Genomic DNA, 15382 nt, shown 5'->3' with positions numbered 1-15382 from the left:
ACCCTGGGGGCGCATCAAGAGTCTCACGTCGTCATGTGCGCCGGGGTGCGGTCCCAGTCATCCGGCAGCGCGGGCACCGCCCACCCGGATTCCGGCCGCCAGTTCTCCCACCCGTCGGCGAACGGCGCCCCCCACGACTCGATCTGCCGTACGGCCGCGTTGCCCGCCTCCCGTACGCCCTTGGCCGTCCGCTCGTCCAGCAGTCCGACCCGCCGCGCCTCGGCGAACTCGTCCTCGTCCAGCCACTGCCAGCGCCGGTCGGGCCCCACCGCGATGTCCAGGAAGTGGTCCAGCGAATCCACCCCGCCTGCCCACCTGACCTGCGGTTCCTCCAGGTTCACATACCAGTTCCTGAACTGCCAGCCCCGGTCCCAGAACAGCCACACCGACCACGGGTCACCGGGCCGCGCCAGCTTGAGCACGCCGGTGCCGAACCACTGGGACGTGGTGGTGGTGCGGGGCTTGGTGTAGCGGGTTGCGAGCGGCTCCTGGTGCACCGAGGTGCCGTCCGAGAGGACCGGTTTGACGCACTCGGTGCCGGGCGCCATCCACACCGCGAGCAGGTCGGCGGTGTCCTGGACGACGGTCACCGGACGGCAGATGTGGATGTGCGGGGAGGCGTTGTCCCGGTACCGCCAGAGGATCTGCTCCCCGGGCGCCCATCGGTCCTTCGCGGTGCCGCCGTTGCTTCTCACATCCACGTGCTCTGTCATGAGCGGATTTTAGGAGGATGAGGTGGGGGCCGCAGCGATTTGGATCACGGGGCGGGGCGCCGCGTGGTGCGGCGCCCCGGGTGTGGCTTGTTCTGATCCCTGATGGCCGATTACGGACGGGTCATGCCCAGTACGTCCAGGGCCGCGTCGAGCTGCTCCTCCGTGAGGTCGCCCCGCTCGACGTATCCGCCCTCGATGACCACCTCGCGGATGGTTTTGCGCTCGGCCACCGACTTCTTGGCGACCTTGGCCGCCTCCTCGTAGCCGATGTACTTGTTCAGCGGGGTCACCACGGACGGCGAGGACTCGGCGTACTCCAGGGCCCGCTCACGGTTGGCGGTGATGCCGTCGATGGTGCGGTCGGCGAGCAGCCGGGTGGAGTTGGCGAGCAGCCGGACCGACTCCAGGACGTTCTTGGCGATCACCGGGAGCATCACATTGAGCTCGAAGTTGCCGGCCGCGCCCGCCACGGCGACCGTCGCGTCGTTTCCGGTCACCTGGGCGGCGACCATCAGCACGGCCTCCGGAACGACCGGGTTGACCTTCCCCGGCATGATCGAGGAGCCCGGCTGGAGGTCCGGGAGATTGATTTCGGCCAGTCCGGTGCGCGGGCCGCTGGACATCCACCGCAGATCGTTGGCGATCTTCGTGAGGGACACCGCGATGGTACGGAGCTGGCCCGACGTCTCCACCAGGCCGTCCCGCGCGCCCTGCGCCTCGAAGTGGTCGCGGGCCTCGGTGAGGGGCAGTCCTGTGGTGCGGGCGACCTCGGCGATCACGGCGGCGGAGAAGCCGGGCGGGGTGTTGATGCCGGTGCCCACGGCGGTGCCGCCGAGGGGGAGTTCGGCGAGGCGGGGGAGGGAGGCGTGCAGCCGCTCGACGCCGTAGCGGACGGCTGCCGCGTACCCGCCGAACTCCTGGCCCAGGGTCACCGGGGTGGCGTCCATCAGGTGCGTACGGCCCGACTTCACCACGTCCGCGAACTCGGCGGACTTGCGCTCCAGGGAGGCCGCCAGGTGCTCCAGGGCCGGGATCAGGTCGGCGGTCACGGCGGCCGTGGCGGCGATGTGGATCGAGGACGGGAAGACGTCGTTGGACGACTGCGAGGCGTTGACGTGGTCGTTCGGGTGGACCGGGGAGCCCAGGCGCTCGGTGGCGAGGGTGGCGACGACCTCGTTCATGTTCATGTTGGAGGAGGTGCCTGAGCCGGTCTGGAAGACGTCGACCGGGAAGTGCTCGTCCCAGTCGCCACGGGCCACCTCGCCCGCCGCGTCCGCGACGGCGCCCGCCAAGTCCTTGTCCAGGACGCCCAGTTCGGCGTTGACCTTGGCGGCGGCGGCCTTGATCCGCGCCAGCGCCTCGATGTGGGCGCGCTCCAGGCGCTGCCCGGAGATCGGGAAGTTCTGCACGGCCCGCTGGGTCTGCGCGCGCCACTTGGCGTGCGCGGGGACGCGCACCTCGCCCATGGAGTCGTGCTCGATCCGGTACTCGCCCCGGTTCTCGCCCTGGTTCTCGTCGGTCGTCATCGTTGTCGTACCTCCTGTAAAAGTTGAGCAGTTGTCCGGTTGTGGGTATTCCCATCTCGACTACCGGCCAGTAAATACCTCGGGTAACAACCAACCGGGGAGGCGCAATGGCGCGCACCAGGCACAGAACCCTCCGTTGTTCCGTCGCGGCCGTCGCCGCGACGGCGGCGGCGCTCGGCGGACTGTCGGCCACGACCACCACCGCCGCGTACGCCGCCGTACAGGCACCCTCCGCACAGGCACTCGTCGCACCCTCCGCACAGGCCTCCACCCCGCTCCCGCCCGAGCTGGAGGCGATCCGCGCGGCCGAGGCCACCAAGCTGTACGGCAGTCCGGCCGAGCGGCCGATGGGCGAGCGCAAGACCGGGCTGATCTCGCTCGGCGACAGCGAGATCTCCGGCGAGGGCACCGGCACCTACGAGGCCCCGACCAACGGCCCCACCAACTGGTGCCACCGCTCGCCCGACGCCGCGATCCACAAGACCGCCATCGCCGCCGATGTGACGTACAACGTCTCCTGCTCCGGCGGCTACAGCGGAAACATCAAGATCGGCGGCAGCAAGCAGTACGCCGACGAGCTGGTCCAGAGCGACAACCTCGCCATCAAGGCCCGCAACACCAGGATCAAGATGGTGGTGCTGGTCGCCGGGGCCAACGACGACCTCCAGTTCGGCCCGGTCATGACCGACTGCGTGACCCGCTACCTCACCCTCCAGGGCCCCTGCGAGTCCAAGTACGCGGGCGGCTGGCAGGCCCGCGTCGACGCCCTGGTCCCCAAGGTCGAGCAGACCGTCCGCGACCTGAAGACCACCATGACCAACGCCGGGTACGCGGACGGCGACTACAAGCTGGTCGTGATGGGCTACCCGAGCCCGATCGGCCCCGACTTCAAGGACAACCCGAACTTCCCCGGCAAGGTCGCCTGCGGCGGCCTCGGCTACGACTCCGACACCGCCTGGGGCCGCAATGTGGCCGTGCCCGCCTTCGAACGCGGGATGCGCAGGGCGGCGACGTCCACCGGAGCGACGTACCTCGACAACTCGCGCCTCTTCCAGGGCCACGAGGTGTGCAGCGAGGACCCCTGGGCGCGCGGCCTGTACATCGACCTGAGCAAGCCGGGCCCGCCGGACGCGAACTCGGTCCGCCAGTCCTTCCACCCCAACATCCGAGGCCACGCCGCCTTCGCCTCCTGCCTCACCCAGCTCTACAACGCGCCTGTACGTGAAGGCAGTTGCGCGGACCCGGCTTCCACCGGACAGCCGGTCCTGACCACCGGCGCCTGGGACGACAAGTTCCGGCCACTGAAGAACGCGGCCACCGGCACCTGTCTGGACGCCCCCGGCTCCGTCACCCGCAACGGCACCGCGGTCGGCGGCTGGGACTGCCACGGCGGCCGCAACCAGGGCTGGTGGTACGACGACACCCAGAGGTCACTGCGTACCGAACTGAGCCACGACCGCTGCCTGGACGTACCCGGCGCCAAGTACGAGCCCGGCGCGGGCCTCGTCCTGTGGAACTGCTCGGGCGCGGCCAACCAGAAGTTCGTACGGCAGTCCGGCACCCTGCGCCCGGCCGCCGCGACCACCCTCTGCGTCACCCTGTCGGCGGCAAAGGAGCCGCTGAGGCTGAGGGCGTGCGACGGCTCGGCGAGCCAGCAGTTCGCGTGACCTGATCCACCTCCGTAGGGGCCCGGTCCGCCGCGCGAGCGAGGGACCGGGCCCTTACGTTCACCGCATGATCACCGCACTCACGCTGGCCGGCGCGACCCTGGCCGCGACCGCCACCCTCCTGACGCCCACCTCTCCCTCTCCCTCTCCCGTGGACGGCACAGAGGCCACCCGCGCCTACTGGACCCCGGAACGCATGCGCGAGGCCGCCTCGACGTCTCCGCTGGACGGGCTCCGGGCGCCGGCCGCCCCCCGCCCCCCGGACGGCGTCCCCTGGATCCGCTCCACCGCGCCCGTCGCCCACATCGGCCGCCTCTTCATGGTCCTGCCCGGCGGCCAGAAGGCCACCTGCACGGCAGCCGTCGTCTATGCCAAGAACCGCGACGTCATCTCCACCGCCGGTCACTGCGTCCACCTCAAGGCGGTCGGCGGCGCCATGAAATCCCTCCTCTTCGTCCCCGGCTACGCCAACGGTCAGAAGCCGTACGGCAGTTACCCGGCCCGCTCGGTCGGCGTCGCCGACGCCTGGAAGAATTCCGAGGACCACAAGGCCGACTTCGCCTTCGTCACCCTCGCCCGCGACGAGAAGGGCCGCCACGTCCAGGACGTGGTGGGCGCCCGCCGGGCGATCTTCGGCCACGGCCCGGCGGGTCCGCGCACCGCGCTCGGCTACCCCTACGTCAAGCCGTACGACGGCGAATCCCTCCAGTACTGCGAGTCCCGCGCCACCCCCGTCAAGGACGACCGCCTGCTGGGCGGCAGCCAACTGCGCCCCTGCCGCATGACCAACGGCGCCAGCGGCGGCCCCTGGTACGCCCGCACCGCCAACGGCGAGGACATCCAGGTCGCGGTCACCAGCTCCCGCCCGCGAGGGGAGGCCGAGGTGGCCTGGGGCGCGGTGCTGGACGCGACCGCGAAGGGCCTCTACAACACCCAGTCCCGGCTCTGAGCCGCTGATCGGAAATGTGCCCCTGCCGGGCAGCGACAGTGCTGGCTTCGCTGCCGGGCGGGGGCACTGTGGTGGCGGCAGGGGTGCACTCTCATGGGGGAGACCCATATGAGGAGTTGAGGGCATGCACGGGGAGAGCGGGGCCGGGGAGATCCTGGCGGTGGCGCTCGCGACGAACGAGCCGATGCCGCTCGGGGTGCTGGTGCTGTGTGGGGGCACCCTGGTCCTGGGGGGACTGCTGCTGCTCTTCCTGGGGTGGCAGGGCGCGCACGGCACGGTCCACCGCAACCACCTCTACGGCTTCCGGACCAAGTGGTCCCTGTCCAGCGACGCGGCCTGGGCCACGATGCACCGGGTCGCCGCCCCGTGGTCGTACGCGGGTGGGGCCGCGATGGCCTTGGGGGGCGCACTCGCCTTCGCACTGCCGGGCAAGCCGATGGCCTTCCTCGCTGCCGTGACCGGCGGGACGGCACTCTCGGTGTGCCTGCTGATGATCGGCACCCTCCGGGGCAACACGGCGGTGAAACGGGAGGCGTCACGCTGACTCGACTCCCCGTACTCCCCGCAGGCCCCGCTCAGGACGCGAGGCCGCCCGCGCGGACGAAGGCCGCCAGGTCCGCGTCCGACTCTTCCTGGCAGGTGCGGCACAGGCCGCCGCGTTCGGGTGCCCGGTAGGCCAGTCCGCAGCTCTCGCAGGTCTGGAGCGGGTCGCGTCGCTCCACCACCGGCGGGGTGCCGTAGAGCGGGCGCGGCGGCTCCAGCGACTCGTACGGCAACAGCTCGGACAGCCGCCACTCCACCAGCCCCGCCGGGTGCCGTACCGGCCCCTCTCCCAGCCCCTTCACCAGCACGTCCTGCACGTGGAACGGCGAGAAGTGCCGTTCCAGCCATGCGCACACGGCCGGGGCGAGGCGTTCGACGTCCCGCGCGGAGAGCAGCAGTCGGGGGTCGTGCGTCCGCAGTTCGGCGAGCACCTTGTGGGCGGTCCGCAGCCGATCGGGTGTGACCTCTGTGCGCGGCACGGGCAGTGGCAGGCGGAGAGGGGTGGGGGAGAGGCGGATCTCCTGCGTGGGCTCTGTGTCCTCCGATGAGGGTGCGGGCAGGGGTGCGAGTGCGGGCGCGGGCGGAGGCGGAGGCGGAGGCGGAAGTACCGCGAACTCCGCGCGCAGCTTCATCGAGGGATGCTCGAAATACGTCGTACAGGTCACGAACCTGCCGTCCGCACCGCGCCGCCGCACCCGCTCCAGGTATCCGTACAGCACCAACTCCCGCAGCGCGGCGGCGATCCGCAGCTCGCCCTCGGGGAACTTCTCCGTCAGCTCCTTGATGCCGATGCGTTTCCCGTCGGGCAGCGACTGGATGTGCACGGCCAGGCCGATGGCCGTCAGCGACAGTTCGGCGTGCTGGGAGAGGTGGTTGCCGACGACCGTGAACCGGTCGGTGTGGCGGTACTTCACATGATGGACGCCCGCGCGCGGGCTAAGGTTCTTTTCAACCATGGGGAAGGGTTCTGCTTCCTACTGTGGCGAGGCCTTGGCCGGGATTCAGAGTCCCGGCTGAGGCCGCTTCTGTTTGGTTGTGAGGTCTTTGCGCGACCCTAGCGACCCAATTCCCCTTCACTGCACCAAACTTGACCCAATCACCCAAACGGGTGGCCACTCGCGCATGCGCCCTCCCGCACGCTTAAAACGGCGGTTGGGCAGGGGTTTCTATCGCTGAGTGGTTAAGTGTTTGTACGTCGGCGGTCACCGGATCGGGGTTCTCCACGACCCGGTCGGACCTGCGGAAACCCCTGTCCTGATCGCCGTGTTCGAGATACAGCATTCCGTCGCACCCGTACTCGGTGATCAACCGCCGCAGCTCCGCCCGCGCCCTGCTCCTCATGCGCCGCACCCCGCCGCCGCGTGGTGGGCCTCCAGCAGTGCCCACACCGCCTTGCCTCCGCCCCGGAGCGGCAGCCAGCCCCAGTCACTCGCGAGCGCGTGCACCAGCTGGAGGCCCCGGCCGCTCTCGTCGTCGCCCGTGGGGCGGGCGGGTACGGGCGGACGCGCGCCCCCGTCGCGTACTTCGACCAACAGCAGCCCGCCCCCGTGCGTGAGAACCAACTCCACCCGCTCCCCGGCCGCGTGCCGGACCGCGTTCCCCATCAACTCCGAGACCACCGTGACCGCGTCGTCCACGGCTGCGGGAAGCCGCCAGGCCGCGAGTGTGCTTCGGGTGAGGTCGCGGGCCCTCTTCACCGAGGCGGGCTCGGTGGGGAACCCTCGCGCCGCCTGACGCGCGGATGCCCTCAACTCCTGTTCGAATACTGGTAGTTGAGGAAGCGCAGATCTGCTTTTCATGGGTAAAACCCTGTCACCGGGCGACTACCGTCGGTACCCCATCCGCTCGCAGACAACAACGGTGTGGACGGGCCCGGTGTCCGATGGGCGTTCGGTGGGGAGTCATCAATTTCCCGTACGGACCCGGTGGGGTGCGGTGGAGCGACGGGCAAGGAACGGTGGGGAGTCGATGTGACGAGGGATCAGAGCGACGAGTACCCGATCATCTGGACGGTCTTCGGACTCCAACAGGCGTCGCTGCGAGAACGGCGCGGCATGTCGCAGGCGGCGCTGGCACTGGCGGCCGGTTACTCGGAGTCGCTGGTGCAGAAGATCGAGGCGGGCAAGCAGAAGCCGCAGCCCGAGTATGTCCAGGCGATTGACAACGCCCTAGAGGCGGATGGCGTGTTGGTCGCCATCACCAGCAAGCTGAAAGTCCTCCGGTATCCGCATTTCTTCCAGCGGTACGCGGATACGGAGAAGCTGGTGAAGCGGCTGTACGCGTATGACGCCTTGTCCATCAATGGCCTGCTTCAGACAGAAGCACATGCCCGTGCGGTGCTGAGTGCCCGCATTCCGTTGCTGGGGGACGAGGAGATCGAGGCCAACATCGAGGGCCGCCTTGACCGGCAGTCACTCCTCGGCCGCAAGCCTCCTCCCACGCTTGTGTTTGTGATCGAAGAGCACGTTGTGCGGCGGCCGATCGGTGGTAGGGAAGTGCACCGCAGCCAGTTGCTCCACATCGCGGAGTGCGGCCGGACGCGCAATGTGTCCATCCACGTCATGCCGACCGATGTCGAGACTCATGTGGGTCTCGACGGCTTCATGACGCTGCTGGACACCGCCGAGGATCAGTCGCTCGCGTACGTCGAGTGGCAGGGCGGCGGGTCGGCCTTCTACACGACGGCGAAAGAGGTCAACGCGCTCGATCAGCGGTATGCGATGATCCGGTCGCAGGCCCTCCGAGCTCCCGAATCGCTTGCGTTCATCGAGAAACTGGCTGGAGAACTATGAAAAATCGACCCCCGAACTCGGCCTGGTTCAAGTCGAGTTACAGCGGCAACGAAGGCGGCGCTTGCATCGAGGTCGCGTACGGCTGGCACAAGTCGTCGTACAGCGGCAACCAGGGCGGCGATTGCGTCGAGGTCGCCACGTGCGCCTGCTCCGACGTCCACGTCCGGGACAGCAAGCTCGGCAGTGCGTCCCCGACCTTCGATGTGAAGCCCGCCGCGTGGGCGGCGTTCGCGGCGTTCGCGGCGGCGTCGACCGTCTGAACGGGTGCCCAGGCGGGTGCGCGGAAGAGTGGGGCATTCTCGGCGGAGGGTGTCCCACTTTTCTGACGGCACCCGCCGGACGCCCAGGTCACAGATCGTGCACCGCAGCCCGCGCCGTCGAGACGAAGGCCAGGACGGAGTCCCAGAAGGGGGCGTAACACTGGTCGAAGGTCTCCAGCGCTCCCGGGCTGCCCGCGATCGATGCGGCGAGCACCCGGTAGGGCGGCCTGGTGGCGAGGCGCAGTGCCTCCGCAGCCTCGGCGACCTCGTCGGGGCCTTCGAGGCTGATCACCCATATGCAGTGGCGCAGGCGCCCGTACTCCTCGCGGAGGCTGGCCCGGATCTCCTTGAGTGCGGGCACCTGCTCCGCGCGGGTGCCCCCCGATGCGCTGATGTCCGACACCGCCCAGTACAGCTCGGCCATCTTGTGAGCCTGCTCGATGAGACTCACATAGGCGGAGCGCCGCACCTCGCTCACCCGGGCGGAGCGCTGCATCCGCTCTGCGGCAGTCACCTGGATCCTGGCGGCTCGCGCCGTGCCCCGGCTGGTCACCCAGCTCGCCAGGACTGCGGTGCCGGCGGTCAGCGATGAGAACCAGAGGGCGGAATCGGCCATGCCGGAGATCTTCTCCGGTGCAGGCCCTTCCGGGTAGAGCAGATTCGGCCGTGATCGAATCCGGCCCTCCCCGCTGCCCGCCCACACCCCTTACGCCGAGGTAACCACCCACTAATTAGTGCGTACTTGAGCGGCACATTCGTCCGGGAGAGGCTGAGGGCAACCCCGCAGCGGGGGCCCGGCTCCCACCTCCTAGGAGGCTTCCTCCCTCAGTTCTGCCAGTACCTCCATGCGGCGCCGACCCCACGCCCCCAGCGGCTCCAGTGCCTTGTGCAGCTCCTGGCCGAAGTCGGTCAGTGAGTACTCGACCCGTGGCACCGCACTGTCCGTGTAGGCCTTGCGGCGTACCACCAGGTCGGTTTCCAGCTCACGCAGTTGCTGGGCCAGGACCTTTTCGCTGATTCCCGGCAGCCCGCGCCGGATCACACCGAAGCGCCGGGGCCGCTCGTGCAGCTCCCACAGGATCAGCACCTTCCACTTGCCGTCGACCACGTCTATGCCGGCGTCCAGCCCGCACTGATACGGCATGTTCCTCAACTCGCCACTCCTGCCCGTCCGTTACGTACGTTCACCACGCCTGGAGACCATCATGAGCGCCCCCGACGATCACGTCACCCCCGCCAAACCCCCCGTCACCGTCCTCGGTCTCGGCCCGATGGGCCAAGCCCTCGCCGGGGCGTTCCTCGCGGCGGGACACCCCACCACTGTGTGGAACCGCACCGCGTCCCGCGCTGATTCCCTCGTCGCCCGAGGTGCCGTGCTCGCCGCCGACCCCGCCGAAGCGGTACGCGCCGCCGAGCTGATCGTGGTCTGCGTCCTCAACTACGACGCCGCCCTCGCCGTCCTGGACGCGGCGGGCGACGCCACCAGGGGCCGTACCGTCCTCAACCTCACCGCTGACACCCCGGGCCGGGCCCGCGAGGCCGCCGGCTGGGCCGAGGCGCACGGGGTGACGTACCTCGACGGCGCGATCATGACCCCGGCGTACACCATCGGCACTCCGGATGCCGTCTTCCTCCACAGTGGCCCCCGGGACGTCTACGAGACGCACCTGCCCACCCTCAACGCCCTTGCGGGTACGGCGACTTACCTCGGTGCGGACCCGGCCGGGGCCGCCTCCTACGACGTGGCCCTGCTCGACCTCTGGTGGACCTCCGTCAGCGGGCTGGTCCACAGCTTCGCCCTCGCGCGCTCCCAGGGCGTCGCGGCCACCGAGCTGGCCCCGTACGCCAAGAACATCGGCAACCTCCTCGCGAGCACCATCGACGACATGGCGAAGGCCGCGGACGCGGGGGACTACCAGGACGACGTGAGCGACCTGAGGTCCACCGCCACCGCACTCGCCCACATCGCCCACGCCTCGGAGGAGTCCGGCCTGGACGCCTCGGTGCTCCGCGCCGCCCAGGCGCTCGCGGACCGCACCGTCGCGGACGGCTACGGCAGCCAGGGCGTCCTGCGGATGATGGGCACGATCGCGGGGGAGGGGGACCTCACGTCGCGAACACCAACAGCGTGAACGCGAAGAACAGCCCCAGCAGCACCGGCCAGTACAACAGCGTCGGCAGCATGTTGTCCCGCCACTCCAGCGCCCGCACCTTGGTGTCCGAGCCGATCAGGATGGCGTTGACGAAGACGCCGGTGATGACCACATACTGGGCGATGGCGAAGTATTCGAGATACGTCAGCGACGTATCACCCGCGATCTCCCGGATCTGCTGCTGGTCGACGACCACGACCAGCAGCACGGTCACCGCGAAGGAGATCGCGGTCCAGGTCGAGAAGCCGTAGCGCGGATTCTTGCTGTCGTCGCGGGTGTTCACGAACAGGGTCAGGAACATCACGGCGGAGATGAAGAACGACTGGATGAGCCGGCCGGTCAGCGGGCCGGCCCACTCCCGCTCCATGCCCATGTTGAAGTACAGCTCGGGCGCGGACTTGAAGGGTTTGTTCCAGTCGGTGAGGCCCTGCGTCATCGTGTAGTCGTGCTGGCCGAAGCTCCAGCCGGTGAAGTACGGGTTCCAGCCCGACGTCAGGGTGTCCTGGTCGAGGCCGATCCTGCCGTACTGCCAGGGCGGGTACGAGGCGAAGTCGGGCACCAGCACGTCATTGGTGAAGTTCGCCCTCGACCACAGGCGCAGCCAGATGTTCTGCTTGTCCAGCGGGTACTGCCGGTAGGTGAACTTCTGCCGGAGGGTGAGATTGAAGTGCCAGCCCTTGAGACGCTGCCCCTCGGTGTTGGTGGTGTCGTACGCGTCGGTCAGCTCGTAGCCGTCGGGGGCCTCCGGGAAGACGACGCCCATGCTGGACTCGGGTACGCCCTTGCCGTACCGCTGCCAGACATAGCCGCTGACCTCGACCTCCTGCGGGCCGGTGAACTTGGCGCCCTGGATGAAGAGACCGGTGGGGATCTTCCGCAGCTGCACGCCCGGCAGGGTCTTGCCGAAGTGCGCGGAGACATCGCGGTCGTTCATCACGGGCGTGCCCACGATGGTGTCCGTCACCCGGTCGCCGGAGACCAGCTGCCAGACGGTGGCGATACCGGTCAGGAAGACCAGACTCGCCACCGCCGCCATCCACGCACACCGGTGCAGCGTCATCCGGTACGGCTTGAACACCGCCGCCGCCCCGAACAGCGCCACCAGCGCACAGGCCACCACGAACGGCGCCCACCCCTCCCGCAGGGTGTGCCCCGGCCGGGCGTCACCGCCGAAGAACCGGAGCCCGCAGAGCACCACCGCCGTCACGGACACTCCCAGGAACAGGAGGTTCAGCCGCCCCGCCTTCCGCACCCAGCCGGGCGTCGGCACATCGGAACGCCTCGAAGTGCGCGACGGCATCATGGGCGGCTCAGGCCGGAATCAGCGCAGAAGTGATCATGAACCCACCCTGGGACACGCAAACACCCCCCGCAATCGGAGGATTGCGGGGGGTGGTCCGATTGCGGGAGGACCGCGCCGGGGCGGGGGAGCCGCGCCGGGTGGGTCGCGCCGGGCGGGTGGGTCGCGCCGGGCGGGTGGGCCAGGGCCGGTCGGCCGTGGCGGTTACGCCAGGCCGGGGCCCCGTACCGGGATGCTCGTGACCAGCGGGGGTGCGGCGGGCGCGGTGAAGAAGTCGTTGCCCTTGTCGTCGACGACGACGAACGCGGGGAAGTCCTCGACCTCGATCCTCCAGACCGCCTCCATGCCGAGCTCCTCGTACTCGACGACCTCGACCTTCTTGATGCAGTCCTGCGCGAGGCGCGCGGCCGGGCCGCCGATGGAGCCCAGGTAGAAGCCGCCGTGTGCGTCACAGGCGTCGGTGACCTGCTTGGACCGGTTGCCCTTGGCCAGCATCACCTTGGAGCCGCCGGCCGCCTGGAACTGCTCGACGTAGGAGTCCATCCGGCCGGCCGTGGTCGGGCCGAAGGAGCCGGAGGCGTAGCCCTCGGGGGTCTTGGCAGGACCGGCGTAGTAGACCGGGTGGTCCTTCAGGTACTGCGGCATCTCCTCGCCCGCGTCCAGCCGCTCCTTGATCTTGGCGTGCGCGATGTCGCGGGCGACGACCAGCGGGCCGGTGAGCGAGAGGCGGGTCTTGACCGGGTACTTGGTCAGCTCGGCGAGGATCTCGTCCATGGGGCGGTTGAGGTCGATCCGCACCGGTCCTTGAGCGGCTTCGCCGCGGGCGTCCCCGTCCTCGTCCAAGTGCTCGTCCGTGGTGTCCGGGAGGAAGCGCGCCGGGTCCTTCTCCAGCTCCTCCAGGAAGACGCCCTCGGCGGTGATCTTCGCGGTGGCCTGACGGTCCGCCGAGCAGGACACGGCGATCGCGACGGGGAGCGAGGCCCCGTGGCGGGGGAGGCGCACCACGCGTACGTCGTGGCAGAAGTACTTGCCGCCGAACTGGGCGCCGATGCCGATCTTCTGCGTCAGCTCGAAGACCTTCTGCTCCAGCTCCTGGTCACGGAAGCCGTGCCCGGTCTCGGAGCCCTCGGAGGGCAGCTCGTCCAGGTAGTGCGCGGAGGCGTACTTCGCGGTCTTCAGCGCGAACTCGGCGGAGGTGCCGCCGACCACGATCGCCAGGTGGTACGGCGGGCAGGCGGCCGTACCCAGCGAGCGGATCTTCTCCTCCAGGAACTTCATCATGGAGGCCTCATTGAGCACCGCCTTCGTCTCCTGGAAGAGGAACGACTTGTTGGCCGAGCCGCCGCCCTTCGCCATGAAGAGGAACTTGTAGGCGCCGCCGTCGGTCGCGTACAGCTCGATCTGCGCGGGGAGGTTGGAGCCGGTGTTCTTCTCGTCCCACATGGTCAGCGGGGCCATCTGCGAGTAGCGCAGGTTGAGCTTGGTGTACGCGTCGAAGATGCCGTGCGAGAGGGCCTTCTCGTCCTCGCCCGACGTCAGTACGTTCTGGCCGCGCTTGCCCATCACGATCGCGGTGCCGGTGTCCTGGCACATCGGGAGCACGCCGGCCGCCGCGATGTTCGCGTTCTTGAGGAGGTCCAGGGCGACGAACTTGTCGTTGCCGGAGGCCTCCGGGTCATCGATGATGCGGCGCAGCTGGGCGAGGTGCGCGGGGCGCAGGTAGTGCGAGATGTCGTGCATGGCCTCGGCAGCCAGGGTGCGCAGCGCCTCGGGCTCCACCTTGAGGAACGTACGCCCGTCGGCCTCGAAGGTGGACACACCCTCGGAGGTCACCAGCCGGTACGGCGTGGAGTCCTCTCCCAGCGGCAGCAGATCGGAGTACGCGAACTCTGGCATTTCGGCCATTCCTCACTAAGCAGGCAGACGGCGTGCTCGTACCTCCATTGGTACGGCGCGCCCACCAGCGTAGAACGGTCGCGGGCTCCGGTGTGAGTGAGGTAAGGCTCAGTGGGGGAGGGCCGGGCCCCGGGTGCGGGGCGCCGGATGCCGGGTGCTGGGGGGTAGTCGCGATCTATCGCGTTTGGGTACGGTGAGGGGGTGGACCTTGAGAAGAAGCCTCAGCCGCCCCTGCCGGCACCGCAGCCCGCCAAGCCGCCGGTGCCACAGTCCCTGCCCGAGTTCGCGGAGCCGGTGCCGCAGTCCGCGTCGGCCCCCTCGCTGCGCGCCTCCGACGCCGACCGGGACCGGGTCGCCGACATCCTGCGCGAGGCCATGGCCGAGGGCAGACTGGACGCGGAGGAGCACGGCGAGCGGATCGACGCCGTCTACCGCGCCAAGACCGTGGCCGAACTGGAGCCGCTGGTACGGGACTTGCCGGTGCCCGGCGCCCGGCCCCAGTCCCCGGCCCCGTCCGCGTCCGCCTCGTACGACAGCGGCCAGGACGACCGGCCCGCCGAGAGCCTGGTCGCGATCTTCAGCAGCTCCACCCGCAAGGGCCGCTGGCGGGTCGCCTCCCGCATCAACGCCTTCTCGCTCTTCGGCAACATCGAGATCGACCTGACCGAGGCGTTGTTCGCCCAGCGGCTCACCACCATCAACGCGACCTCCATTTTCGGCAATGTGGAGGTCCGTGTCCCGGAGAACATCACGCTGCGCGGCAACGGCAACGGGATCTTCGGCAACTTCGAGGTCCGCACCCTGGAGTCCGCCGACCCCGAAGCCCCCGTCGTGGTCGTCAACGGCCTCTCGGTCTTCGGGAACATCGAGGCCAAGCCAAAGCGCGGCAAGCTCATCGCCGACCTCCACGACCGGTTGCGCAAGCACCTCGGGCACTGATCGGTGCATCGGGGCGCTGGTCGGATGGCCCAGCACCGGCGCCGGGGCGCGTGAAAAGACCCCGATGGGGCCCCAACACGCCCGAGGCGTACTGGACATGGTTCGAAACCCTGTGCTTAGGCGTGCGCACAGCGGGTAGGGACTGCTGCATCGTCGCTCGCTCGCGAAGCCGTCGTCAGGAGTAGACCGTGCTGCAACCGCCGCATCAGTCCTTGCAGGTCGCCGCCGTGCCCGCGCAGCGCGCGCCGGCACCGGTCCGTGATCAGCGGGACCAGGCCGGCCCATGGCACACGGAGGCGGTGTGCCGCCGGGACGAAGCCGGGCTGTTCTTCGCCCCGTCGAAGGAGCCGACCGCCTCCAGGCTGGCACGTGAGGAGGCCGCGAAGCGGGTCTGCGCCCGCTGTCCCGTGATGATGCTCTGCCGGGAGCACGCTCTGCTCCAGCCCGAACCGTACGGCGTCTGGGGCGGGCTCACCGCGGCCGAGCGCCGGGTGGTGCTGGCCAGGCGGCGCCGCCGGGAGATAGAGCTCCAGACGGCCCCCGGGGCGGGGGACCACCGCATCGCGGGCTGAGCCCGCGGCGTACGTACGCATGAGTCGGGGCGGTCACCTCATCGGAGGTGACCGCCCCAACTGTCTTACTGC

16 protein-coding genes are annotated in these 15382 nt (G+C 69.5%); 8 read left to right on the top strand and 8 right to left on the bottom strand.

Going from position 1 to position 15382, the window contains the following annotated elements:
* Positions 1–23: 23 nt before the first annotated feature.
* Both ACIA73_RS06545 and ACIA73_RS06540 read right to left on the bottom strand, forming a co-directional pair.
* Positions 24–713: a DUF402 domain-containing protein gene (locus ACIA73_RS06545; RefSeq protein ID WP_399437161.1), complete on the bottom strand. Its 690-nt coding sequence runs from the start codon at positions 711–713 to the stop codon at positions 24–26.
* Between the two features lie 110 nt (positions 714–823).
* Positions 824–2239, bottom strand: a complete 1416-nt coding sequence (locus ACIA73_RS06540; protein ID WP_399437160.1) for a class II fumarate hydratase — start codon at positions 2237–2239, stop codon at positions 824–826.
* Between the two features lie 107 nt (positions 2240–2346).
* Here ACIA73_RS06540 and ACIA73_RS06535 point away from each other — a divergent pair, with 107 nt between their 5' ends.
* The 3 genes from ACIA73_RS06535 (at position 2347) to ACIA73_RS06525 (ending at position 5399) form a co-directional block, all read left to right on the top strand.
* Complete coding sequence (locus ACIA73_RS06535) at positions 2347–3906, top strand: ricin-type beta-trefoil lectin domain protein (RefSeq protein ID WP_399437159.1); 1560 nt, start codon at positions 2347–2349, stop codon at positions 3904–3906.
* Between the two features lie 67 nt (positions 3907–3973).
* Entirely contained in the window at positions 3974–4855 is an 882-nt protein-coding gene (locus tag ACIA73_RS06530; RefSeq protein ID WP_399437158.1) for a trypsin-like serine peptidase, read from the top strand.
* A gap of 124 nt (positions 4856–4979) precedes the next feature.
* Positions 4980–5399: an SdpI family protein gene (locus ACIA73_RS06525; RefSeq protein WP_399437157.1), complete on the top strand. Its 420-nt coding sequence runs from the start codon at positions 4980–4982 to the stop codon at positions 5397–5399.
* 31 nt (positions 5400–5430) lie between these two features.
* Here ACIA73_RS06525 and ACIA73_RS06520 read toward each other — a convergent pair whose 3' ends face one another.
* Both ACIA73_RS06520 and ACIA73_RS06515 read right to left on the bottom strand, forming a co-directional pair.
* Positions 5431–6354 carry a helix-turn-helix domain-containing protein gene (locus ACIA73_RS06520; protein ID WP_399437156.1) on the bottom strand — a complete coding sequence of 308 codons (924 nt, stop codon included), beginning with the start codon at positions 6352–6354 and terminating at the stop codon, positions 5431–5433.
* Between the two features lie 381 nt (positions 6355–6735).
* Positions 6736–7197, bottom strand: coding sequence for an ATP-binding protein (locus ACIA73_RS06515; RefSeq protein ID WP_399437155.1), 462 nt, complete (start codon positions 7195–7197; stop codon positions 6736–6738).
* 171 nt (positions 7198–7368) lie between these two features.
* Here ACIA73_RS06515 and ACIA73_RS06510 point away from each other — a divergent pair, with 171 nt between their 5' ends.
* Both ACIA73_RS06510 and ACIA73_RS06505 read left to right on the top strand, forming a co-directional pair.
* Positions 7369–8190 carry a Scr1 family TA system antitoxin-like transcriptional regulator gene (locus ACIA73_RS06510; RefSeq protein ID WP_399437154.1) on the top strand — a complete coding sequence of 274 codons (822 nt, stop codon included), beginning with the start codon at positions 7369–7371 and terminating at the stop codon, positions 8188–8190.
* Positions 8187–8450 (top strand): DUF397 domain-containing protein, encoded by a 264-nt coding sequence (locus ACIA73_RS06505; RefSeq protein WP_399437153.1) that lies wholly within the window; start codon positions 8187–8189, stop codon positions 8448–8450. Before ACIA73_RS06510 ends, ACIA73_RS06505 begins: the two co-directional genes overlap by 4 nt.
* Before the next feature lie 88 nt (positions 8451–8538).
* On the opposite strand, the gene ACIA73_RS06500 is transcribed toward ACIA73_RS06505, so the two are convergent.
* Complete coding sequence (locus tag ACIA73_RS06500; RefSeq protein ID WP_399437152.1) at positions 8539–9066, bottom strand: hypothetical protein; 528 nt, start codon at positions 9064–9066, stop codon at positions 8539–8541.
* 192 nt (positions 9067–9258) lie between these two features.
* Positions 9259–9594 (bottom strand): winged helix-turn-helix transcriptional regulator, encoded by a 336-nt coding sequence (locus ACIA73_RS06495; protein ID WP_399437471.1) that lies wholly within the window; start codon positions 9592–9594, stop codon positions 9259–9261.
* A 61-nt stretch (positions 9595–9655) separates the two neighbouring features.
* On the opposite strand from ACIA73_RS06495, the gene ACIA73_RS06490 reads away from it, so the two are divergent.
* Positions 9656–10582 (top strand): NAD(P)-dependent oxidoreductase, encoded by a 927-nt coding sequence (locus ACIA73_RS06490; RefSeq protein WP_399437151.1) that lies wholly within the window; start codon positions 9656–9658, stop codon positions 10580–10582.
* Here the strand turns inward: ACIA73_RS06490 and ACIA73_RS06485 are convergent.
* On the bottom strand, positions 10557–11873 hold the full coding sequence (locus ACIA73_RS06485) for a hypothetical protein (RefSeq protein ID WP_399437150.1): 1317 nt from the start codon (positions 11871–11873) through the stop codon (positions 10557–10559). The two genes, ACIA73_RS06490 and ACIA73_RS06485, sit on opposite strands and share 26 nt — an antisense overlap.
* A gap of 234 nt (positions 11874–12107) precedes the next feature.
* Entirely contained in the window at positions 12108–13799 is a 1692-nt protein-coding gene (locus ACIA73_RS06480) for a fumarate hydratase (protein WP_399437149.1), read from the bottom strand.
* Positions 13800–14000: 201 nt separating this feature from the next.
* Here ACIA73_RS06480 and ACIA73_RS06475 point away from each other — a divergent pair, with 201 nt between their 5' ends.
* Together ACIA73_RS06475 and ACIA73_RS06470 are read left to right on the top strand one after the other, a co-directional pair.
* A complete protein-coding gene (locus ACIA73_RS06475) occupies positions 14001–14738 on the top strand; it encodes a DUF1707 domain-containing protein (RefSeq protein ID WP_399437148.1) in 738 nt (245 codons plus the stop codon).
* A gap of 188 nt (positions 14739–14926) precedes the next feature.
* On the top strand, positions 14927–15310 hold the full coding sequence (locus tag ACIA73_RS06470) for a WhiB family transcriptional regulator (protein ID WP_399437147.1): 384 nt from the start codon (positions 14927–14929) through the stop codon (positions 15308–15310).
* Positions 15311–15382: the final 72 nt, after the last annotated feature.

The sequence above is a fragment of the Streptomyces sp. NPDC051561 genome (assembly GCF_044454195.1).
Taxonomy (GTDB): domain Bacteria; phylum Actinomycetota; class Actinomycetes; order Streptomycetales; family Streptomycetaceae; genus Streptomyces.
The sequence above is the reverse complement of the archived record's forward strand: the minus strand, read 5'-3'. Positions and strand labels throughout refer to the sequence as shown.